The following is a 21,962-nucleotide window of genomic DNA, read 5'->3' as shown; positions in this document are numbered from 1 at the left end:
TGCGATAGATGGGAAATTTCCGGCACTGATTCCATCTAGCCAGGCCAGAAGCCGCGACGATATGCCGCAGCTTTCCCCCGATTTTCAGCGCATTTTTAGTGCGCTTCGTCCCAATTTGCCCCCACTCCGACCTCAACCAGCAACGGAACATCCAACTGGGCAGCCCCGCTCATGTGTGGACGAATTTGCTCGCGCACCTGCTCGACCAGGTCTTCGCGCACCTCCAGCACCAGTTCATCGTGCACCTGGAGGATTACCCGGGCATCCAGGCCCGAATCGGTCAGCCAGTTATCCACAGCGACCATGGCGCGCTTGATGATGTCGGCCGCCGTGCCCTGCATCGGCGCGTTGATTGCGGTGCGCTCGGCGCCTTTGCGCAGGGCCGGGTTCTTGGCGTTGATCTCCGGCAAGTACAGGCGCCGGCCAAACAGGGTTTCGACATAACCTTGCTCGGCCGCCTGGGCGCGGGTGCGCTCCATGTAGGCCAGCACGCCGGGGTAGCGGGCGAAGTAACGATCGATGTAGGCCTGGGACTGTTTACGGTCGACGCCGATCTGCTTGGCCAGGCCGAAGGCGCTCATGCCGTAGATCAGGCCGAAGTTGATGGCCTTGGCGCTACGTCGCTGGTCGGTAGTGACCTGCTCCAGCTCAACGCCGAATACCTCGGCAGCGGTGGCACGGTGAACGTCCAGGTCGTTGCGGAAGGCGTGCAGCAAGCCTTCGTCCTGGGCCAGATGGGCCATGATCCGCAGCTCGATCTGCGAATAGTCCGCCGCCAGCAGTTTGTAGCCCGGGGCCGCAACGAAGGCCTGACGGATACGCCGGCCTTCGGCGGTACGGATCGGGATGTTCTGCAGGTTCGGGTCGCTGGACGACAGGCGCCCGGTGGCCGCCACCGCCTGATGGTAGGAGGTGTGGATACGCCCGGTGCGGGGGTTGATCTGCTCTGGCAGGCGATCGGTGTACGTGCTCTTGAGCTTGCTCAGGGAGCGGTACTGCATCAGCACCTTGGGCAGCGGGAAGTCCATGTCGGCCAGTTCCGCCAGCACCGCTTCGGCGGTGGAAGCCTGGCCCTTGGCGGTCTTGTTGAGCACCGGCATACCGAGCTTGTCGTAGAGGATCACGCCCAGTTGCTTGGGCGAACCGAGGTTGAACTCCTCGCCGGCGATCTCGAAGGCCTGGCGTTCCAGCTCGGCCATTTTCTCGCCCAGCTCGATACTCTGCACGCCCAGCAGCTTGGCATCGACCAGCGCGCCCTGGCGTTCGATCTTGGCCAGTACCGGTACCAGCGGCATCTCGATGTCGGCCAGCACCGATTGCAGGCTTGGAATCTGCGCAAGCTTCTGCTGCAGGGTCTGGTGCAGACGCAGGGTCACGTCGGCGTCTTCCGCGGCATAGGGGCCGGCCTGTTCCAGGGTGATCTGGTCGAAGGTCAACTGCTTGGCACCTTTGCCGGCGATGTCGGTAAAGCCGATGGTAGTGTGGTTCAGGTACTTGAGCGCCAGGCTGTCCATGTCATGACGGGTGGCGGTGGAGTCGAGCACGTAGGACTCGAGCATGGTGTCGTAGGCCACGCCCTGCATCTGGATGCCGTTGGCAATGTCGCCACCGATGGCGCAGTGGGCCAGGATGTTCATGTCGTACTTGGCGTTCTGCGCCACCTTGACCTTGGTCGGGTCCTCCAGCAGCGGCTTGAGCGCCAGCAACACGCTGTCGCGGTCGAGCTGCTCGGGCACGCCCATGTAGGAATGGGTCAACGGCACATAAGCGCCTTCATGGGCCTGGACCGCGAACGACACGCCGACCAGTTGCGCCTGCTGGGCATCGAGCCCGGTGGTTTCGGTGTCGAAAGCGAACAGTGGCGCCTGGCGCAGCTTCTCTAGCCAAGCGTCGAATCGGGCCTGGTCGAGGATGGTTTCGTACTGGGCCTCGACCACTTCCTGCGGCGCTTCGACCACCACCTCCTGGCCGGCGCGCTTGGCGTCGCGCTGGACTTCGTCGATCCAGCTCTTGAATTCCATCTCCGTATACAGCGCCAGCAGCGCGTCACGGTCTGGCTCGCCGCAGACCAGCGCATCGACTTCAACGTCCAGTGGCACGTCAATCTTGATGGTTGCCAGCTCATAGGAAAGGAACGCCGCGTCACGGTGCTCTTCAAGCTTCGCCGGCAGGGTCTTGGCGCCGCGAATGGCCAGGGCCGGAACCTTGTCGAGGTTCTGGTAAAGGTCGCTCAGGCCGCCGCCGATACCGGTCAGCAGGCCCACCGCGGTCTTTTCGCCTACCCCCGGTACACCCGGGATGTTGTCGACCTTGTCGCCCATCAGGGCGAGGAAATCGATGATGTGCTCAGGACCGACGCCAAATTTCTCGTGCACGCCAGCCACGTCGAGCACGCTACCGGTCATGGTGTTGACCAGCGTAATGTGGCCGTCGACCAGCTGCGCCATGTCCTTGTCGCCGGTGGAGATGATCACCGGACGCCCGGCAGCAGCGCTGCTGCGCGCCAAGGTGCCGATAACGTCGTCGGCTTCCACGCCTTCGACGCACAGCAGCGGGTAGCCCAGGGCACGCACGCTGGCGTGCAACGGCTCGATCTGCACCCGCAGGTCGTCGGGCATGCTCGGCCGGTTGGCCTTGTACTCGGCGAACATTTCGTCGCGGAAGGTGCCGCCCTTGGCGTCGAAGACCACCGCGAACAGGCTGTCCGGATACTGCTTGCGCAGGCTCTTGAGCATGTTCAGCACGCCCTTGACCGCGCCGGTTGGCAGGCCCTTGGAGGTAGTCAGTGGTGGCAGCGCGTGAAAGGCGCGGTACAGGTACGAGGAACCGTCCACCAGGACGAGGGGAGCTTGGCTCATGTGCAGAATCAACCTTTTCGACGGGCCCGGCGCTAGAATGTCCGGAACATTGACGACAAAGGGACAAGGTTATCATGCGTACACTAAATCGCCTGTTGCTGCTCAGCCTGTTGGCAGTCACTCCGGTCGTCACCCTGGCAGCGGACGACGCGCCATCGGCTGATCCGGATGTAACCATTCGCACGGAAGGCGACAAAACCATCCAGGAATACCGGCAAAATGGCTTCCTGTATGCAATCAAGGTGACCCCGAAAGGCGGCAAACCTTACTTCCTGGTACGCGCTGATGGTTCGGAGGGCAATTTCATCCGCTCCGACCAACCGGACATGCTGATCCCGTCGTGGAAAATCTTCGAGTGGTAAGCCGTACCCTTTACATCAACCTGGCACTTCCCTGCTGAAGTGCCCGTATGGGCAATTTTTGATCATGTCAGTCTTCACCCCCCTGACCCGGCCTGAGCTGGAAACCTTTCTGGCGCCGTACGGCCTGGGCCGCCTGCGGGACTTCCAGGGCATTGCCGCCGGTACCGAGAACAGCAACTTCTTTGTCAGCCTGGAACAAGGGGAGTACGTGCTGACGCTGGTCGAACGCGGGCCGATCCAGGACCTGCCGTTCTTCATCGAACTGCTCGATGTGCTGCATGAGGCCGACCTGCCGGTACCGTACGCCTTGCGTGGCAACGACGGCGTGGCCCTGCGAGAGCTGGCCGGCAAGCCTGCGCTGCTGCAGCCACGGCTGCCGGGCAAACACATCAAGACCGCCAACAATCAGCACTGCGTGCAGGTGGGCGAGTTGCTCGGGCACCTGCACCTGGCCACCCGTGACAAGGTCCTGGAGCGCAAGACCGACCGCGGCCTGGACTGGATGCTGGAAACCGGCGCCGAACTTATGCCGCGCCTGAACGCCGGACAACGCCAGCTGCTGCAGGCTTGCCTGGACGAGGTGGGCGAGCACAAGGCGCAGATCATGGCGCTGCCCCGGGCCAACCTGCATGCCGACCTGTTCCGCGACAACGTGCTGTTCGAAGGCACCCACCTGACCGGCCTGATCGACTTCTACAACGCCTGCTCGGGGCCGATGCTCTACGACCTGGCGATCACCCTGAACGACTGGTGCTGCGATGATGCCGGGCTCATCGACGGCCCGCGGGCGCGGGCGTTGCTGGGGGCTTATGCGGCGCTGCGGCCGTTCACTTCGGCCGAGGCCAACCTGTGGCCGGTGATGTTGCGCATTGCCTGCGTGCGCTTCTGGCTGTCGCGCTTGATTGCTGCCGAGTCGTTTGCCGGGATGGACGTGCTGATTCACGATCCGGCGGACTTTGAAGTGCGCCTGGCGGCGCGGCAGCAGGTGGAAATCGCTTTGCCGTTTGCGTTGTGAAACATCGCGGGGCAAGCCCGCTCCTACAATAGGTTGGAGCGGGCTTGCCCCGCGATCAGGGCGTCACAACTTCTCCAGGCACCCCGCCAGATCATTCCCCAGCGTCTCCAGCAACTGCTCATAGCCCTGGGCACTGGCTGGCGCGGTCCCGCCCAGCGCATCCAGCTCAGCCAGGGTCACCGGCAGCCCCGCCGTCAGCGTTTCGGCCAGCCGTGGCCGCAGTGGCGGCTCGCTGAACACACAGGTCTTGCCCACTTCCTGCAGACGCTTGCGCATCGCCGCCACGTGCTGAGCACCTGGCTGCACTTGCGCAGCCACGCTGAACACCCCGGTGTGTTTCAGGCCATAGGCCGATTCGAAGTAATCGAAAGCTTCATGGAAGACAAAAAACGGTTTGCCGCTGATACCCGCCATACGCTTTTGCAGGCGCAGGTCGAGTGTATCCAGGCGCTCGCCAAAGGCCTTGAGGTTGCTCTGGTAGCGCGCCGCGTTGGCAGGGTCGGCAGCGCTGAGGTCAGCCGCCATCTTCGCCGCAATCACCCGGGCGTTGACCGACGACAGCCACAGGTGTGCATCGAGGCTGCCGGGGCGGTGATCGTGGTCATGATCGTCGCCATCTTCGTCGTGGGAGTGGCCATCTTCGTCGTGGGAGTGGCTATCTTCGCCAAAGTGGCGCAGGTGCAGGCCAGGCAGGTCCTGCACGGCGACGCTTGGCTTGCTGCGGGTCTTGAGCACACGAGGCAGGAAGCCTTCCATGTCCGGGCCGATCCAGTACAGCAACTCGACATCACCCACGCGCCGTACGTCGGAAGGACGCAGGGCGTAATGGTGCGGCGAGGCGCCTGGCGGCAGCAGCACTTCAGGGGTGCCGACGCCGTCCTGAACCGCTGCAGCGATCTGTTGCAGGGGCTTGATGCTGGTCAGCACACGCACTTCGGCCTGTGCCTGGGCCATCGCCAAGGTGGCGATAAAAGCGACAAAAAGGGCAAAAATTCGGGACACGATGACCACTCACAGGGGCTGAAACAGGTAACATAATAACGTCTCCAATCAGAACCGTCGCCGCTCATGCCTAAAACCCCGCTGGCCAACCGCCCCCACGACCACTCCCATTGCGTGCACAGCGCCCTGGCCGAGGCCGATGCGCTGTGCGCACGCCAGGGTGTGCGCCTGACCGCCTTGCGCCGGCGCGTGCTGGAGCTGGTATGGCAGAGCCACAAGCCGCTGGGTGCCTACGACATCCTTGCCGTGCTGAGCGAGCAGGACGGTCGCCGGGCGGCGCCGCCCACCGTGTACCGGGCGCTGGATTTCCTCCTGGAAAACAGCCTGGTGCACCGCATTGCCTCGCTCAACGCCTTTATCGGCTGCAGTCACCCCGAGCATGCGCACCAGGGGCAGTTCCTGATCTGCCGCGAATGCCACGTGGCCATCGAGCTTGAGCAAAGCAGCATCAGCGACGCCATCGTCGCCAGCGCCAAAGAGGTCGGTTTCAGTGTCGAAGCACAGACGGTCGAAGTGGTTGGCCTGTGCGGCAACTGCCGGAGCGCCTGATGAGCAATGCGCTGATTCGCCTCGAACAGGTGGGCGTGAGCTTCGCCGGCCAGGCGGTACTCGACAGCATCGACCTGGCCGTGGAGCCCGGACAGATCGTCACCCTGATCGGCCCCAATGGTGCCGGCAAAACCACCTTGGTGCGCGCCGTGCTGGGCCTGCTCAAGCCGCATACCGGCAAGGTCTGGCGCAAGCCACGGCTGCGCATCGGCTACATGCCGCAAAAGCTTCAGGTCGATGCCACCTTGCCGCTTTCGGTCCTGCGTTTTTTGCGCCTGGTACCCGGCGTTGACCGCGCGGCGGCGCTGTCGGCATTGAAGGAAGTCGGCGCCGAACAGGTCATCGACAGCCCGATCCAGGGCATTTCCGGCGGTGAGATGCAGCGTGTATTGCTGGCCCGGGCGTTGCTGCGCGAACCTGAACTGCTGGTACTCGACGAACCGGTGCAAGGCGTCGACGTCGCCGGCCAGTCCGAGCTGTACAGCCTGATTACCCGCCTGCGCGACCGTCATGGCTGCGGCGTGCTGATGGTTTCCCACGACCTGCACCTGGTCATGAGCACCACCGACCAGGTGGTCTGTCTGAACCGTCACGTCTGCTGTTCCGGCCATCCGGAGCAGGTCAGCGGCGACCCGGCTTTCGTTGAGCTGTTCGGCAGCAACGCGCCGAGTCTGGCGATCTATCACCACCACCACGACCACGCCCACGACCTGCACGGCTCGGTGGTTACCCCGGCCAAAGGCGGCCATGTCCACGGAGATCACTGCAAGCATGGCTGATTTTCTGCTTTACGCCCTGCTCGCAGGTTTGGCACTGGCACTGGTCGCAGGCCCTCTGGGGTCCTTCGTGGTCTGGCGGCGCATGGCCTATTTTGGCGACACCCTGTCCCATGCCGCGCTACTCGGCGTCGCCTTGGGCTTTGTGCTGGATGTCAGCCCGGCCCTGGCGGTAACCGTCGGCTGTCTGTTGCTGGCTATCCTGCTGGTGACCCTGCAACAGCGTCAGCCGCTGGCCTCGGACACCCTGCTGGGGATTCTTGCGCCCAGCACGCTTTCCCTTGGCCTGGTGGTACTGAGCTTCATGCACGATGTGCGCATCGACCTCATGGCCTACCTGTTTGGCGACCTGCTGGCGATCAGCCCGGGGGATCTGGCCTGGATTCTCGGCGGCAGCGCCGCAGTGCTGCTGTTGCTGGTGGTGCTGTGGCGCCCGCTGCTGGCGGTCACCGTGCATGAAGAACTGGCCATGGTCGAAGGCTTGCCTGTCGCCGCGCTGCGCCTGGCGCTGATGCTGCTGATCGCGGTAGTGATCGCCGTGGCGATGAAGATCGTCGGCGTGCTGCTGATCACTTCGCTATTGATCATTCCCGCCGCTGCGGCGCAACGTCACGCTCGCTCGCCGGAACAGATGGCCCTGGGCGCCAGCCTGTTGGGGGTGACTGCGGTTTGCGGAGGGCTGGCGCTATCGTGGTTCAAGGACACCCCGGCCGGGCCGTCCATCGTGGTCTGCGCCGCAGTGCTATTCTTGCTAAGCCTGGCACTGCCCCGGCGCTGAAGGCGTGGGGCGCAGCCTCGGCGGTTGCACCCTGCGACATTAAAAACGCGCAGGGTCCTGAAGAGTTATTTTCGAGTCTGCGGACTGGGTGTAGACTTGCTCGCTTTTTGCGCAAATAGAGAGTCGCAGGAATGAAGCCGTTCGCCTCCCGTTATCTGCTCCTTGCCGCGTTTTCGCTGATCCTCGCCGCGTGCTCCAGCACCCCGGCCGACAACGCCGCCGTGCCTGCCCAGCCTGATGCCTGGCAGCAGCTGGAGCAAAGCATCGCCAGCAGCGAGCTGGCCACTGCCGAAGATCAACTCGCCACCCTGCAAAGCCAAGCGCCAAATGACAGCCGGATCGAGCAATACCAGCGTCAGCTGGCCGAAGCCTATCTGCAACGCAGCCAGATCGTCCTGCAAAAGGGTGATGTGAATGCGGCTGCCACCGCATTGGCCCGCGCCCGCGCGCTGATGCCCAAGGCACCAGCGCTGACCGGTGGTGTCAACGGCGCTATCGCCCAGGCGCGCAAGGCCGAGCTCGATAAAGCCGAGGCTGCCCTGAAGGCCGCCGAAGCCCGCCCGGCCGCCAAACTGATCGACCCGACCGCACCCAACACGGTCGTTGCATTGAAAACCACGAATATTCGCGAAATGCGCAAGCAACTGGATGACATCGCCACCGATGTGGTCAATTACCAGTGCGAGGTGGTGTTCCAGGTTCCGCGTAAGCAGGACGCGCCCTGGCTGCAAACCCTGCTGGGCAAACGGGTGAAAAAACTCGACAGTGAGTTTGCCTTGCAGCAAAGCCACGAGATTCATCGCAACCAGCCTGCCCAGGCGGTGTTGATCCCGCGCCGCCCGTAACAAAAAGGGTGCCCAGGCGGGCACCCGGTTCCTGCCTCAAGCCGGAATGGCTTTCGCTGCAGCCTCACGCGCCCACACCCGATGCTTGCTGATTGCAGTGATGAAGGCCTTGTAATCTTTGTCATCGTTGCCTAGCAGCAAACCGCTGTCGACCTTGAGCCCCAGTTTGTCGAGCACGGCTTGCGCCTCGCTGGCCAAGCCGATCGGCTTGAGGTGCTTGTAGGCTTCGAGCAGGAAGTGCACCGCTACACCATCACCCGCCAGGGCCTGCAGTGAGGCCTTGCCGCCCGGCACCCAGACTGCATCGAAAATCACCGAAGGCATGCCTTGCATCGAAGCATCCACTGCCAACGGCTTGCCCTGGGCGGTCTTGACCGGTGCCGAAGTAGGGCCAAGTACCTTGATCTGTGCGCTCTCGGCTTCCAGCGCCTTGACCAGGCCATCGACACTGGCGGCATCCACCCCATCGGCCACCAGCACTGCGACCTTGCGGCCCTTGATGCCTTCGCCCAGCAGGTTCATCTGACTCAGGGCAGGGGACTCCTTGAGGCTTGGCGCAGGCACATCCACCGTGCCTTTCTTCGGCGCCGGCAGGCCCAGGTTCGCCGCCACGCGCGCGGCCAGCTTGAGGTCGATGTTGGCGAGGATCTCGTTGACCTCGCGGGCGCGGATGAACTCACGCTCAACCTTGCCCAGCTCGAAGCTGTAGGCACTGACGATGTGTTCCTGCTCGGTCGGGCTCATGCTCTGGAAGAACAGCCGTGCCTGGGAGAAGTGGTCGGCAAACGACGGGCTGCGCTGGCGCACCTTGTGCGCTTCGATGCGTTCCGGGTACGACTCGAAGCCGCCATCGCTGGCTGCTGGCGCGGTCTCCTTGGGCCAACCGCCGTCGATCGAGTTGGGTTCATAGGAAGTGCGGCCCTTGTCCACGGTGGTCCGGTGCAATGCATCACGCTGACCGTTGTGGTTGGGCGCCAGCGGGCGGTTGATCGGTATCTCGTGGAAGTTCGGCCCGCCGAGCCGGCTGATCTGGGTATCGGTGTAGGAAAACAAACGGCCCTGCAGCAGCGGGTCGTTGGAAAAATCAATGCCGGGAACGATATGCCCGGGGCAGAAGGCAACCTGTTCGGTTTCGGCAAAGAAATTGTCCGGGTTGCGGTTGAGCACCATCTTGCCCAGCGGCGTAACCGGCACCAGCTCTTCGGGGATGATCTTGGTCGGGTCGAGCAGGTCGAAGTCGAACGTGTGCTCGTCTTCTTCAGCAACGATCTGCACGCCGAACTCCCATTCCGGGTAATTGCCGGTTTCGATCGCTTCCCAGAGGTCGCGGCGGTGGTAGTCGGTATCTTTACCCGCCAGCTTCTGCGCTTCGTCCCAGAGCAGCGAACATACACCAGCCTTGGGCTTCCAATGGAATTTGACGAAGCTTGACTTGCCTTCGGCATTGATCAGTCGAAAGGTGTGCACACCGAAACCCTGCATGGTCCGCAGGCTTTTCGGAATGGCGCGGTCGGACATCGCCCAGATCACCATGTGCGCTGACTCCGGCACCAGCGAAACGAAGTCCCAGAAAGTGTCGTGGGCCGAGCCTCCGGTGGGAATTTCGTTGTGCGGCTCAGGCTTCACCGCATGGACGAAGTCGGGAAACTTGATGGCATCCTGAATGAAGAACACCGGCATGTTGTTGCCCACCAGGTCGAAGTTGCCTTCATCGGTAAAGAATTTGACGGCAAAACCGCGCACATCACGCACGGTATCACCAGAACCCCGTGGGCCCTGAACGGTGGAAAAACGCACGAACACCGGGGTAATTTTCTCCGGGTCCTGTAGGAAGCCGGCCTTGGTCAAGGCGGCATGAGATTCGTAGGCCTGGAAGTAACCATGGGCCCCGGTACCGCGGGCATGCACGATGCGTTCAGGGATGCGCTCGTGGTCAAAATGCGTGATCTTCTCACGCATGATGAAGTCTTCAAGCAGCGACGGGCCACGGTCGCCAGCCTTGAGGGTGTTCTGGTTGTCGGCAACCTTGACCCCCTGATTAGTGCGCAGGGCCTGGCCGGTGGCGTCACTGCGAAACACCTCCAGGCTTTGCAGCTTGGCGTTGGTATTGGCCCGGTCGGGGGTCTGGGTACCGGCGAGTTGGCTTTCCTTGGGCGGGTTCTTCTTGCTGGGCATCAGTGTGCTCTCCTCACTCGATCAGTCCTGCGGTTCGACCCCACGGTGGGCCCTATTCAGTAGGGACTGATGGCTTGTGCAGGCGTTCCTTCGGATTGACCACTGATCGCGTTATTCCAGTAGCATTGGTCAATTGCGAAATAAATGCTAAGAACCTCTATACGAACAGGCTAAAATGCGCGCCCGGCTAACCGCTGACCCCATTCCCATGCGCCCCACAAGGTTCGCTACGTGATCGAGTTTCAAAATGTCCATAAGACCTACCGCGTTGCCGGTAGGGATATCCCCGCACTGCACCCGACCAACCTGAGCGTCGAAGACGGCCAGGTGTTCGGGCTGATCGGCCATTCCGGTGCCGGTAAAAGTACCCTGCTGCGCCTGATCAACCGCCTGGAAGCGCCGAGCGGCGGCAAGATCATCGTCGACGGCGAAGACGTCACTGCGTTCAACGCCAACGATCTGCGCCGATTCCGCCAGCAAGTCGGGATGATCTTCCAGCACTTCAACCTGCTGGCCTCCAAGACTGTCGCCGACAACGTGGCCTTGCCACTGACCCTGGCCGGCGAGCTGTCGCGCAAGGAAATCGACACCCGCGTCAACGAACTGCTGGCCCGCGTCGGCCTGTCCGATCACGCGAAAAAGTACCCGGCGCAGCTCTCCGGCGGCCAGAAGCAGCGCGTCGGCATCGCCCGCGCCCTGGCTACCAAACCGAAGATTTTGCTGTGTGACGAAGCCACCAGCGCCCTTGACCCGCAAACCACCGCTTCGGTGTTGCAGTTGCTGGCCGAGATCAACCGCGAATTGAAACTGACCATCGTGCTGATCACCCATGAAATGGACGTGATCCGCCGGGTCTGCGACCGCGTGGCCGTAATGGACGCCGGGCAGATCGTCGAGCAGGGCCCGGTGGCCGATGTGTTCCTGCATCCGCAACACCCGACCACCAAGCGCTTTGTCCAGGAAGATGAACAGATCGACGAGAGCGAACAGCGCGACGACTTCGCCCACGTGCCAGGGCGCATCGTGCGCCTGACCTTCCAGGGTGACTCGACCTACGCGCCGCTGCTGGGCACTGTGGCCCGGGAAACCGGTGTGGACTACAGCATCCTGGCTGGCCGCATCGACCGTATCAAGGACACCCCGTATGGGCAGCTGACCCTGGCCGTCACTGGCGGCGACATGGAAGCGGCGTTTGCCCGCTTCACTGCGGCTGATGTTCATATGGAGGTACTGCGTTGATGGACGCTTTGAGTTTCTTTGCCAACGTCGACTGGGCCGAAATCTGGCTGGCCACCATCGACACCATGATCATGCTGTTCGGCTCGCTGTTCTTCACCGTGCTGCTCGGCCTGCCGCTGGGCGTGCTGCTGTTCCTCTGCGGCCCGCGCCAGCTGTTCGAGCAGAAGGGCGTGTACGCGCTGCTGTCGCTGGTGGTGAACATCCTGCGCTCGCTGCCGTTCATCATCCTGCTGATCGTGATGATCCCCTTCACCGTGCTGATCACCGGCACCTCGCTGGGCGTCGCCGGGGCCATCCCGCCACTGGTGGTTGGAGCCACGCCGTTCTTCGCCCGCCTGGTGGAAACAGCGCTGCGTGAAGTCGACCGCGGCATCATCGAAGCCACCCAGTCGATGGGCGCCACTACCCGCCAGATCATCATGAACGCCTTGCTGCCCGAGGCCCGCCCGGGCATCTTCGCGGCCATTACCGTCACTGCCATTACCCTGGTGTCCTACACCGCCATGGCTGGTGTAGTGGGCGCTGGCGGCCTGGGTGACCTGGCGATCCGCTTCGGTTACCAACGTTTCCAGACCGATGTGATGGTGGTCACCGTGGTTCTGCTGCTGGTCCTGGTTCAAGTCCTGCAGAGCGTGGGCGACAAACTGGTTGTGCATTTTTCCCGTAAGTAACCCCATGGGTCGGCACTAGCCGACGCACCGGGGGCCGGATCGGCCCTCACAAGGAGTGATTTGATGAAAAAGCTGCTTGCTGTTGTCGCCGCCGTCGCGGCTTTCTCGGCCCAGGCCGAGACCCTGACCGTCGCCGCCACCCCGGTGCCGCACGCCGAGATCCTCGAGTTCGTCAAACCGGCCCTGGCCAAAGAAGGCGTGGAACTGAAGGTGAAAGTATTCACCGACTACATCCAGCCGAACGTACAGGTCGCCGAGAAACGCCTGGACGCCAACTTCTTCCAGCACCAGCCGTACCTGGATGAGTTCAACAAGGCCAAGGGCACTGATCTGGTCAGCGTTGCCGGCGTACACCTGGAGCCGCTGGGCGCCTACTCGAGCAAGTACAAGAAGCTCGACGAGCTGCCTTCGACTGCCACCGTGGTCATCCCCAACGATGCCACCAACGGCGGTCGTGCCTTGCTGCTGCTGGACAAGGCCGGTGTGATCAAGCTCAAGGACAACAAGAACATCCTCTCGACCGTCAAAGACATCACCGAGAACAGCAAGAACCTGAAATTCCGTGAGCTGGAAGCCGCGACCATCCCGCGCGTGCTGACCCAGGTCGACCTGGCGCTGATCAACACCAACTACGCGCTGGAAGCCAAGCTCAACCCTGAGAAGGATGCGCTGGTCATCGAAGGCAGCGATTCGCCTTACGTGAACATCCTGGTGACCCGCGAAGACAACAAGGACGCGGACGCTGTGAAGAAGCTGGTAACAGCCCTGCACACGCCGGAAGTGAAGAAGTTCATCGAAGAGAAGTACAAGGGCGCGGTCAAGCCGGCGTTCTGATAAGCCGCATCGCCCTCATCGCTGGCAAGCCAGCTCCCACAGGTTCAGGTGCAAAGCCGGACCTTGTGGGAGCTGGCTTGCCAGCGATGCTTTTCAGTCGCGCTTAACCAATCCCGGCAACTGCGCAACCAGCTTCTGGTTGTTGAACGGCGCCCGGATAAACCCGCGCTGCTTGCCATCCGGCCCCAGCAGTGCCAGGTTGCCGCTGTGATCAACCGTGTAGTTCGGCTTGCTGGTATCGGCCGGAATGAACGGAATGCTCACCGCATTGGCCAGCTTCTGAATGTTCTCCAGCGAGCCGGTCACCCCGCGAAAATCCTTGTCGAAATAGCCCAGGTACTGCTTCAGCTGTGCCGGGGTGTCGCGGTTCGGGTCGACACTGACCAGCACCACCTGCAATCGGTCTACCGCCTCTTTGGGCAGCTCGCTTTTCACCTGGCGCAGCTGGGCGAGGGTGGTCGGGCAAATGTCCGGGCAGAAGGTGTAGCCGAAGAACAGCAGCGACCACTTGCCCTTGAGCTCGTCCATCACCACCGGCCGACCCTGCTCGTCGGTCATCTCCACGGCAGGCACGGTGCGGCTCTGTGGCAGCAGGATGATGCCGGCATCGATCAGCTCGGTAGGATTACCCTCGCTGCGGCCATTGAGCACCTTGTTGACGGTAAGCCCGAGGATCACGGCGACCAGGGCAACGAGAATAAAGACGGTTTTCTGGGTTCGAGTCATAGGTTCAACAGTAGGTAGTGGTCAACAAGCAGCGCGATGAACAGCAGCAACAGGTACCAGATAGAGTACTTGAAGGTCTTGATCGCCGCGTGCGGCCGACTGCCACGGTACAACACCCAGGCCCACTGCAGGAAGCGCCCGCCCAGGGCCAGGGCGCAGGCCAGGTACAACGGGCCGCTCATGTGGATGGCGTAGGGCAGCAGGCTGACCGCCAGCAAAACCAGGGTGTACAGCAGGATATGCACCTTGGTGTAGTGTTCGCCGTGGGTCACCGGCAGCATGGGAATATCAGCCTTGGCGTACTCCTCCTTGCGGTGAATGGCCAAGGCCCAGAAGTGCGGCGGCGTCCAGGCGAAGATGATCAGCACCAGCAGCAATGGCTCGGCGCTGATATGCCCGCTGATTGCCACCCAGCCCAGCAGTGGCGGGGCGGCGCCGGCCAGGCCGCCGATAACGATGTTCTGCGGCGTGGCGCGCTTGAGAAAGCCGGTGTAGATCACCGCGTAGCCGAGCAGCGAGGCCAGGGTCAGCCAGGCGGTCAGGGCATTGGTGAAGACCAGCAGCAGGGCCATGCCCATTGTCGCCAGCAGCAGGGCAAAGGCCAGTGCCGCCGCCGGTGCCACTCGGCCTTCGGCAATCGGGCGTTTATGCGTACGCGCCATCAGCGCGTCGATACGCCGGTCCACCACATGGTTGACCACCGCAGCACCGCCGGCGCAGCAGGCGATGCCAAGGTTGCCGAACAACAGGATGGTCCACGGAACCCCGGCGCGGGTGGCGAGGAACATACCGACCAGCGAGGTGATCAGCATCAGCACCACCACCTTGGGTTTGGTCAGCTCCAGGTAATCACGCCAACCTGCTTGCAGCCTGCGCTCGCTCAGAAGCGTCGCCATGAGTTATCTCCCAGATAATGAACGACTCCGCCGCTAGCCAGCGGGGTCAGGCGCCAGCCCTGGCTGACCCGACGAACTTTGGCCTGGGCAACCAGGCGAATGCGGTAATTGACCAGCACCATGCTCAGCAACAACATGGCGCCACCGGCGTTGTGCGCCACGGCCACAGCCAGCGGCAGGTGGAACAGCACGTTGCTGACCCCCAAGGTCACCTGCACTGCCAGCGCCACCAGCACCAACCCGGCCAGCCTGCTCAAGCCATGGCGATGCAGCTTCCAGCTCAGGGTCAGCATGACTGCGGTCACCAGCAAGGCACCCAGGCGGTGACTCATGTGAATCGCCGTGCGCGCATCGCTGTCGAGCTGGCCGCCGAGGTAATTGGGGCCGATGTGCTGGGTCAGGTGAAAGCCGTTGGCAAAATCGGCCTGCGGCCACCACTGGCCATGGCAGGTCGGCAGGTCAATACAGGCCACTGCCGCGTAGTTGGCGCTGACCCAGCCACCCAGGGCGATCTGGCCAATCACCACCAGCAAGCCCAGCGCCGCCACCCGGCGCACGCTCAAAGGCAGCTTGGGCAAGGGTGCAAAGGCCCGCGACAGGCGCAGGCTGAGCAGGAACAACAGGCTCAAGGTGGCAAAGCCGCCCAATAGATGTGCCGTAACCACCTGCGGCCAGAGCTTGAGGGTCACCGTCCACATGCCGAAGGCCGCCTGGGCGAACACCACGCAGAGCAACAGCAGGGGCAGGCGATAAGGCTGGCCATCGCGGCCATGACGGCGCCAGGCCTGCAGGGCCAGCAGCGTGATCACCAGCGCCAGGGTGCCGGCAAAGTAGCGATGGACCATTTCGTTGCGGCCCTTGTGCGCCTCCACCGGAGTGTCGGGGAAGTGCAGCTCGGCGTGGGCCAGTTGCGCTTCGGTCTTGGGCACGCTGATAAAGCCATAGCAGCCCGGCCAGTCCGGGCAACCCAGGCCGGCGTGGGTCAGGCGGGTATAGGCACCGAGCAACACGACAACCAGTGCCAGCAGGGTGGCGAAGACGGCGAGGCGAAATCCTGGTCTGGCCATGGCGATGTCCTACCCGATGTTGGACAGCTTCAGCAGGTGGCGCAGGTCGTTGAGCAAGTCCTTGCCCTTGACCCTGGCGTCGTAGCGCAGCACCAGGTTGCCGTGCGGGTCGATGATCCACAGCTGGGCATCCTGTTTGCCCTGGCTGACCGCGCCGTAGCGCGACAGGTCCAGGGAGTAACGCTGCAGTTGCGGGTACTCGCGGTCCAGCTTGGCCTGGTAGTCGCTGGCCAATGGCTGGCCGGCGGCCAGGGCATGGCTGGCGCGGCTGGCATCGCGGCCCAGGCCGATCTGGATCTGCCGGGCCAGGTACACCAGTTGCTGGCAGTCCAGTGCGCAATCCTTGGGCGTACTCACCAGCAGTTGCCAGCGCCCTTCGTCAGCGCTCACCCCCAGGTCGGTGCGGGTCTGGCCGTTGCCGATCATTTCCCCGTGGTAGCTACGGCTGTCGGGCACCCAGAACTTGAGTTTGTACATGCTGGTGGCAAGGATCATCGGGCCGAGTACCACCAGCAGGATCAGCAGCAGCTGCAGCCGCCCGCGCGCACGACTGCGCGGGACCTTGCCTTCAGACATGTTGAGTGGACTTGTGACGGCTCCCATGCTGTTTCTCCTTGTTGTTATGCCAGCCGAAATAGAGGTAGAGCAGCCCCAGGGCCAACGCCAGGGCAAACCACTGCACGGCGTAACCCAGGTGTTTTTCCGGGCCCAGAGCGACTACCGGCCAGTCCAGCCGGTAGCTGGCCGGGCCCGGTTCCAGGCGCAATTCGTGGGTGAAACCATCGCGGCCCAACAGCGGCCACAGCATGCTGGCGTCGATGGCGGTGATCAGCCGCGGCCAACTGCCGCCTGCCGGGTCGGCCTGCAATTGAAAGGTGGCGCCCGGGGCGACATACACCGAGGCGTCCAGGCTCAAAGGCTGATCAGGCGTGCTGAACTGCACGGGTATGCGCCGGTCCGGCCAGGGCAACCAGCCGCGATTGATCAACAGCCACAGGCCGCTGGCCTGGTCGAGAAAGGGTTGCAGCAGCTCGACGCCGACCTGGCCATCGCGCATGCGGTTATCCAGCAACAGGCTGTGCTGACCATCAAAATGGCCATACAGGTGCACCCGGCGATATGCCGGATCATCGATCTGCAGCAACTGCGCACTGCCTACCGCGTCGCCGGCACTACGCTCGGCGTAGGCCTGCAGCAGCTGGCGTTTCTGCTCGGCACGCCCGAGCTGCCAGCAGCCGAGCGCAATCAACCCCGGCAGCAGCAACAGCACCACCAGGGTCGGCACGATGCCGGGGCGAAAGCGCGTCACCGGGCCCTCGAAAGGTCAGTCGCTATACTTGTACTCATCACTGCATCCCCCCGGAGTTTCGCCATGCTTAAAGCCGCGATTGTCCTGATGCTGTTGGCGACCATCGCCAGCCTGTTCAGCGGCCTGTTCTTTCTGGTCAAGGACGACGGGCAGTCGACTCGCCTGCTTAAAGCCCTGACTGTTCGCGTCACCCTGGCCGCCTTGACCCTGGCCCTGGTGACCTGGGGTTTCTATAGCGGCCAGTTGGTGTCCCACGCGCCGTTCTGAACCCGGCTACAGCACATAAACAAAGATAAACAGCCCCACCCAGACCACATCGACGAAGTGCCAGTACCAGCTGGCCGCCTCGAAGCCGAAGTGTTTGTCGGCGTTGAAGTGCCCGCGCATGATCCGCACCAACATCACGAACAGGATCAAGGTACCCATGGTCACGTGGGCACCATGGAACCCCGTGAGCATGAAGAAGGTGGCGCCATAGATGCCCGAGCCCAGGGTCAGCCCCAGTTCGGTATAGGCCTCGTGATACTCGTAAGCCTGCAGCACCAGGAAGCCCAGGCCGAGCAGGATGGTCAGCGCCAGCCAGGCCTTCAGCGGCCCGCGGTGGTTCTTGCGCAGGGCATGGTGGGCGATGGTCACGGTGACACTGGAGCTGACCAGCAGGATGGTGTTGATCAGCGGCAGGTGCCAGGGGTCGATGATGTCCTTGGGCGGCGGGAACAGTTTCGGGTCTGGGGTATTGAGCAACGGCCAGGCGAACTCGAAGTTCGGCCAGAGCATGTGGGTCACACCCTTGGCACCATCGCCACCGAGCCAGGGCCCGGCCAGGTTGCGCACATAGAACAGCGCACCGAAAAAGGCGATGAAGAACATCACCTCGGAGAAAATGAACCACGACATGCCCCAGCGGAACGAGCGGTCCAGCTGCGGGCTGTAGAGCCCGGCGCGGCTTTCCTTGACCACCGCGCCGAACCAGCCGAACAGCATGTAGGCCAGGCACAGGGCACCGAAGAAGAAGATCCACGGCCCGTGGGATTCCGGCCGCCCGGCCTTCAGGTCATTGAACCAGGTGCCCAGGCCGAACACCGTGATGAACATGCCGACCGTGGCAATGATCGGCCACTTGCTTTGCGCCGGGACGTAATAGTGCTCATGGGAAGCCATCTTGGTGTTCTCCTTATCGGGCGCCCTGTGCAACCGGGTCCGCCAGGTGTGCAACCGGCGGGTGGCGAGCGGTGATATCGAACAGCGTGTAAGCCAGTGTCAGGTGTTTCACATCCTTGGGCAGGTCGCGGTCGACGATGAAGCGCACGGGCATTTCGATGCGCTCACCCGGCTGCAGCACCTGCTGGGTAAAGCAGAAGCATTCGGTCTTGTGGAAATACGCCGCCGCCTCGGCTGGAGTAATACTGGGAATGGCCTGGGCGCTCATGGGTTTGTCGGTCGGGTTGCGGGCGATGAACACCATCTGGTTGACCGCCCCCGGGTTGACGTCGATCTGGTCGGCGGTGGAATAAAAGTCCCAGACCATGTCGCTGGCGTTGGTCGACATGAACTGCACCTTCACCGTACGGTTGGGGTCGCTGACCTGGGTGCCTTCGTACTGCCCGCCGGTCTTGCCATTGATGCCAAAGGCCTTGCACATCACGTCGTAGATCGGCACCAAGGCAAAACCGAAAGCGAACATCACCACGGTCAGCAGCATCAGCCGCCAAACCAGGCGTTTGAGCGAGGTCCCTTCACTCATGGCTGCATCCTCGGGCCGGAGCCGTTCATTTCACTTCCGGAGGAGTCTGGAAGGTGTGATAGGGCGCCGGTGACGGTACCGACCATTCCAGCCCTTCGGCGCCATCCCAGGGTTTGGCCGGCGCCGGGGCGCCGCCGCGAATGCACTTGATGACGATGAACAGGAAGAAGATCTGCGTGGCACCGAAGGTAAAGGCGCCGATTGACGAGATCATGTTGAAGTCGGCGAACTGCAGGTTGTAGTCCGGAATCCTGCGCGGCATGCCGGCCAGGCCCACGAAGTGCATGGGGAAGAAGGCCATGTTCATGCCCACGAACGACAACCAGAAGTGCAGCTTGCCCAGGGTTTCGTCGTACATATGCCCGGTCCACTTCGGCAGCCAGTAATAGGCCGAGGCGAAGATGCCGAAGATCGCACCGGGCACCAGCACATAGTGGAAGTGAGCAACCACGAAGTAGGTGTCGTGGTACTGGAAGTCCGCCGGGGCGATCGCCAGCATCAGCCCGGAAAAGCCACCGATGGTGAAGAGGATGACGAAGGCGATGGCAAACAGCATCGGTGTCTCGAAGGTCAGCGAGCCTTCCCACATGGTGCTGACCCAGTTGAACACCTTTACCCCGGTGGGCACCGCGATCAGCATGGTGGCGTACATGAAGAACAGCTCGCCGACCACCGGGATGCCGACCACGAACATATGGTGGGCCCAGACGATAAACGACAGGAAGGCGATCGCCCCGGTGGCGTAGACCATGGAGGTGTAGCCGAACAGCGGCTTGCGCGAGAACGCCGGGATGATCGAGCTGACCGCGCCGAAGGCCGGCAGGATCATGATGTACACCTCGGGGTGGCCGAAGAACCAGAACACATGCTGGAACAGCACCGGGTCACCGCCGCCGGCGGCGCTGAAGAAGCTGGTGCCGAAGTGGATGTCCATCAGCATCATGGTCACCACACCCGCCAGCACCGGCATCACCGCAATCAGCAGGAAGGCGGTGATCAGCCAGGTCCAGACGAACAGCGGCATTTTCATCAGGGTCATGCCCGGGGCACGCAGGTTGAGGATGGTAGCGATAACGTTGATCGCGCCCATGATCGAGCTGATGCCCATCAAGTGGATGGCGAAGATGAAGAAGGTCACGCTTTCCGGCGCATAGGTGGTCGATAGCGGAGCGTAGAAGGTCCAGCCGAAGTTCGGCCCGCCGCCGGGCATGAACAGGGTCGAGACCAGCAGCAGGAAAGCTGCCGGCAACAGCCAGAAGCTGAAGTTGTTCATCCGCGGCAGGGCCATGTCGGGCGCGCCGATCATCAGCGGGATCATCCAGTTGGCCAGGCCGACGAAGGCCGGCATCACCGCACCGAAGACCATCACCAGGCCGTGCATGGTGGTCATCTGGTTGAAGAATTCCGGCTGGACGATCTGCAGGCCAGGCTGGAACAGTTCGGCGCGGATGACCATGGCGAACGAGCCGCCGAGCAGGAACATCATGAAACTGAACCACAGGTACATGGTGCCGATGTCCTTGTGGTTGGTGGTCAGCACCCAGCGCATCAGGCCCTTGGCCGGCCCGTGGGCGTGCTCATGACCGTGGCTGTGGTCGTCGATCACTGCGCTCATGTCCTGTCTCCTGCAGTCCGGTGGTTGGGGCGCGGATACGCGTCAACCCGGCTCATTTGCTTTCTGCCTGTTTGATCGCCAGCACGTCTTTTGGCGTGACCATGTCGCCCTTGTTGTTGCCCCAGGCGTTACGTTCGTAGGTCACCACGGCGGCGATATCGACTTCCGAGAGCTGCTTGCCGAAGGCGGCCATGGACGTGCCCGGCTTGCCGTGGAAGACGATGCTCAGGTGATCTTCCTTCGGCCCGGTGGCAATCTTCGACCCCTTGAGCGCCGGGAACATCGGTGGCAGGCCCTGGCCTTCGGCCTGGTGACAGGCCACGCAGGTGGTGTGGTAGACCTTGTCGCCGCGCTCGACCAGCTCTTGCAGGGTCCATTCCTTGCTGGTCAGCTCCTTGAGCTTGGCCGCTTCGGCCTTGCGCTCGCCGAGCCAGGTGTCGTAGTCGGCCTTGGACTTGACCTCGACCACCACCGGCATGAAGCCATGGTCCTTGCCGCACAATTCGGTACATTGGCCGCGGTAGATGCCGGGCTTCTCGATCCGGGCCCAGGCTTCGTTGACGAAGCCGGGGATGGCGTCACGCTTGACCGCAAAGGCCGGCACCCACCAGGAATGGATAACGTCGGCGGCGGTCACCAGAAAGCGCACCTTGGCCCCCACCGGCAGCACCAGCGGCTGATCGACTTCGAGCAGGTAGTGCTCATCCTTGGGGGCTTTGTTGTGGATCTGCTCGGCGGGGGTGGCCAGGTTGCTGAAGAACTCGACGTCCTGCCCCAGGTACTTGTAATGCCACTTCCACTGGTAGCCGGTGACCTGGATGTCGACGTCCGACTCGCTGGCATCGTAGATATCGATCAGGGTCTTGGTCGCCGGAATGGCCATGGCCACCAGGATCAGGAACGGCACCACCGTCCACATGATCTCGACCCAGGTGTGCTCGTGAAAGTGCGCGGGCTGCTGGCCGGTGGAACGACGGTGGATGATCATCGACCAGAACATTGCGCCAAAGACCACCAGACCGATGATCACGCAGATCCAGAAGATGGTCATGTGCAGGTCGAACACTGCGTTGCTGACTTCAGTCGCCCCTGGCGCCATGTTCACGGTCCAGGCGGCGTGCGCCTGACCGAATACCGACCACAACAGGAGGCCCATCCAGACATGTGGATGTCGCATCATTGCGGGTTCCCCTTATCGTTCTTGTTATCCCGGAGGCGTGGACCTACGGCTAAGGGTACGGCGGCCAAGACTGCGAACTTCGACGACCGAGCCCCTGCGAACTGCAGTCGGGCCTCATCAGCGAATCACTTTCAAACCGGAGTATAGACAGCGACCCCGGCCTCGCAACGCGCGCAAGGAAAACATCAGAAGAAGTTGAACGTTTGCGCGCAAAGCCGCGAATTACCTGGCTTGGGGCACAATGATGGCATTTCGATATAATTGGCGAATATTAAGTTGTTAATGGTTATGCCAAATGCGTCTTAGGCATTTTCAGAACCG

At 62.5% G+C, this 21,962-nt stretch carries 22 protein-coding genes; 10 read left to right on the top strand and 12 right to left on the bottom strand.

Features of this window, described 5'->3' with window-relative positions; all coding sequences use genetic code 11:
* Positions 1-95: 95 nt before the first annotated feature.
* Positions 96-2,858, bottom strand: a complete 2,763-nt coding sequence (gene polA, locus ABM562_RS05660; protein WP_233673881.1) for a DNA polymerase I — start codon at positions 2,856-2,858, stop codon at positions 96-98.
* 74 nt (positions 2,859-2,932) lie between these two features.
* On the opposite strand from polA, the gene ABM562_RS05655 reads away from it, so the two are divergent.
* Both ABM562_RS05655 and ABM562_RS05650 read left to right on the top strand, forming a co-directional pair.
* Positions 2,933-3,220, top strand: a complete 288-nt coding sequence (locus tag ABM562_RS05655) for a DUF2782 domain-containing protein (RefSeq protein ID WP_115084447.1) — start codon at positions 2,933-2,935, stop codon at positions 3,218-3,220.
* A gap of 64 nt (positions 3,221-3,284) precedes the next feature.
* A complete protein-coding gene (locus tag ABM562_RS05650; protein ID WP_115084993.1) occupies positions 3,285-4,235 on the top strand; it encodes a homoserine kinase in 951 nt (316 codons plus the stop codon).
* A gap of 63 nt (positions 4,236-4,298) precedes the next feature.
* Here the strand turns inward: ABM562_RS05650 and znuA are convergent, their stop codons facing one another.
* Positions 4,299-5,237: a zinc ABC transporter substrate-binding protein ZnuA gene (znuA, locus tag ABM562_RS05645; protein ID WP_460421114.1), complete on the bottom strand. Its 939-nt coding sequence runs from the start codon at positions 5,235-5,237 to the stop codon at positions 4,299-4,301.
* A gap of 66 nt (positions 5,238-5,303) precedes the next feature.
* Here znuA and zur point away from each other — a divergent pair, with 66 nt between their 5' ends.
* From zur to ABM562_RS05625, 4 genes are all read left to right on the top strand, one after another.
* A complete protein-coding gene (gene zur / locus ABM562_RS05640) occupies positions 5,304-5,786 on the top strand; it encodes a zinc uptake transcriptional repressor Zur (protein ID WP_115084449.1) in 483 nt (160 codons plus the stop codon).
* Positions 5,786-6,565 carry a zinc ABC transporter ATP-binding protein ZnuC gene (gene znuC, locus ABM562_RS05635; protein ID WP_115084451.1) on the top strand — a complete coding sequence of 260 codons (780 nt, stop codon included), beginning with the start codon at positions 5,786-5,788 and terminating at the stop codon, positions 6,563-6,565. The genes zur and znuC overlap by 1 nt, the downstream gene beginning before the upstream one ends.
* Positions 6,558-7,340 carry a zinc ABC transporter permease subunit ZnuB gene (gene znuB / locus ABM562_RS05630; RefSeq protein WP_038997827.1) on the top strand — a complete coding sequence of 261 codons (783 nt, stop codon included), beginning with the start codon at positions 6,558-6,560 and terminating at the stop codon, positions 7,338-7,340. Before znuC ends, znuB begins: the two co-directional genes overlap by 8 nt.
* 131 nt (positions 7,341-7,471) lie before the next feature.
* On the top strand, positions 7,472-8,185 hold the full coding sequence (locus ABM562_RS05625; RefSeq protein ID WP_460421111.1) for a PA5502 family lipoprotein: 714 nt from the start codon (positions 7,472-7,474) through the stop codon (positions 8,183-8,185).
* 36 nt (positions 8,186-8,221) lie between these two features.
* Here the strand turns inward: ABM562_RS05625 and katE are convergent, their stop codons facing one another.
* Positions 8,222-10,360, bottom strand: coding sequence for a catalase HPII (gene katE / locus ABM562_RS05620; RefSeq protein WP_460421109.1), 2,139 nt, complete (start codon positions 10,358-10,360; stop codon positions 8,222-8,224).
* A gap of 231 nt (positions 10,361-10,591) precedes the next feature.
* Between katE and ABM562_RS05615 the strand changes: the two genes are divergently transcribed.
* The 3 genes from ABM562_RS05615 (at position 10,592) to ABM562_RS05605 (ending at position 13,104) form a co-directional block, all read left to right on the top strand.
* Entirely contained in the window at positions 10,592-11,599 is a 1,008-nt protein-coding gene (locus ABM562_RS05615) for a methionine ABC transporter ATP-binding protein (RefSeq protein WP_115084458.1), read from the top strand.
* Positions 11,599-12,270: a methionine ABC transporter permease gene (locus tag ABM562_RS05610; protein WP_115084460.1), complete on the top strand. Its 672-nt coding sequence runs from the start codon at positions 11,599-11,601 to the stop codon at positions 12,268-12,270. The genes ABM562_RS05615 and ABM562_RS05610 overlap by 1 nt, the downstream gene beginning before the upstream one ends.
* Positions 12,271-12,333: 63 nt before the next feature.
* Positions 12,334-13,104, top strand: a complete 771-nt coding sequence (locus ABM562_RS05605; RefSeq protein WP_115084461.1) for a MetQ/NlpA family ABC transporter substrate-binding protein — start codon at positions 12,334-12,336, stop codon at positions 13,102-13,104.
* Positions 13,105-13,197: 93 nt separating this feature from the next.
* Here ABM562_RS05605 and ABM562_RS05600 read toward each other — a convergent pair whose 3' ends face one another.
* Genes ABM562_RS05600 through ABM562_RS05580 form a run of 5 tightly spaced genes read right to left on the bottom strand, consistent with a single transcriptional unit; the run spans position 13,198 to position 17,102 of the window.
* Entirely contained in the window at positions 13,198-13,830 is a 633-nt protein-coding gene (locus tag ABM562_RS05600) for an SCO family protein (RefSeq protein ID WP_134065316.1), read from the bottom strand.
* Positions 13,827-14,726, bottom strand: a complete 900-nt coding sequence (gene cyoE, locus ABM562_RS05595; protein WP_115084465.1) for a heme o synthase — start codon at positions 14,724-14,726, stop codon at positions 13,827-13,829. Before cyoE ends, ABM562_RS05600 begins: the two co-directional genes overlap by 4 nt.
* Positions 14,711-15,793, bottom strand: a complete 1,083-nt coding sequence (locus ABM562_RS05590; protein WP_346617777.1) for a COX15/CtaA family protein — start codon at positions 15,791-15,793, stop codon at positions 14,711-14,713. Before ABM562_RS05590 ends, cyoE begins: the two co-directional genes overlap by 16 nt.
* A gap of 9 nt (positions 15,794-15,802) precedes the next feature.
* Positions 15,803-16,396 (bottom strand): hypothetical protein, encoded by a 594-nt coding sequence (locus tag ABM562_RS05585; protein WP_460421105.1) that lies wholly within the window; start codon positions 16,394-16,396, stop codon positions 15,803-15,805.
* Positions 16,362-17,102 (bottom strand): SURF1 family protein, encoded by a 741-nt coding sequence (locus ABM562_RS05580; protein ID WP_460421103.1) that lies wholly within the window; start codon positions 17,100-17,102, stop codon positions 16,362-16,364. The genes ABM562_RS05585 and ABM562_RS05580 overlap by 35 nt, the downstream gene beginning before the upstream one ends.
* A gap of 63 nt (positions 17,103-17,165) precedes the next feature.
* Here ABM562_RS05580 and ABM562_RS05575 point away from each other — a divergent pair, with 63 nt between their 5' ends.
* Positions 17,166-17,369, top strand: coding sequence for a twin transmembrane helix small protein (locus ABM562_RS05575; RefSeq protein ID WP_010222642.1), 204 nt, complete (start codon positions 17,166-17,168; stop codon positions 17,367-17,369).
* 6 nt (positions 17,370-17,375) lie between these two features.
* Here ABM562_RS05575 and ABM562_RS05570 read toward each other — a convergent pair whose 3' ends face one another.
* The 4 genes from ABM562_RS05570 to coxB are packed head-to-tail and all read right to left on the bottom strand — an operon-like array spanning position 17,376 to position 21,641.
* The gene (locus tag ABM562_RS05570; protein WP_115084472.1) at positions 17,376-18,263 is read right to left on the bottom strand and encodes a cytochrome c oxidase subunit 3; all 888 of its coding nucleotides are present in this window, start codon (positions 18,261-18,263) and stop codon (positions 17,376-17,378) included.
* A 13-nt stretch (positions 18,264-18,276) separates the two neighbouring features.
* Positions 18,277-18,846 carry a cytochrome c oxidase assembly protein gene (locus ABM562_RS05565; protein WP_115084473.1) on the bottom strand — a complete coding sequence of 190 codons (570 nt, stop codon included), beginning with the start codon at positions 18,844-18,846 and terminating at the stop codon, positions 18,277-18,279.
* A 25-nt stretch (positions 18,847-18,871) separates the two neighbouring features.
* On the bottom strand, positions 18,872-20,461 hold the full coding sequence (gene ctaD / locus ABM562_RS05560) for a cytochrome c oxidase subunit I (protein WP_115084475.1): 1,590 nt from the start codon (positions 20,459-20,461) through the stop codon (positions 18,872-18,874).
* 52 nt (positions 20,462-20,513) lie between these two features.
* A complete protein-coding gene (coxB, locus tag ABM562_RS05555; RefSeq protein ID WP_115084477.1) occupies positions 20,514-21,641 on the bottom strand; it encodes a cytochrome c oxidase subunit II in 1,128 nt (375 codons plus the stop codon).
* Positions 21,642-21,962 lie beyond the last annotated feature (321 nt).

The organism is Pseudomonas sp. ZL2 (assembly GCF_054788455.1).
The sequence above is the reverse complement of the archived record's forward strand: the minus strand, read 5'-3'. Positions and strand labels throughout refer to the sequence as shown.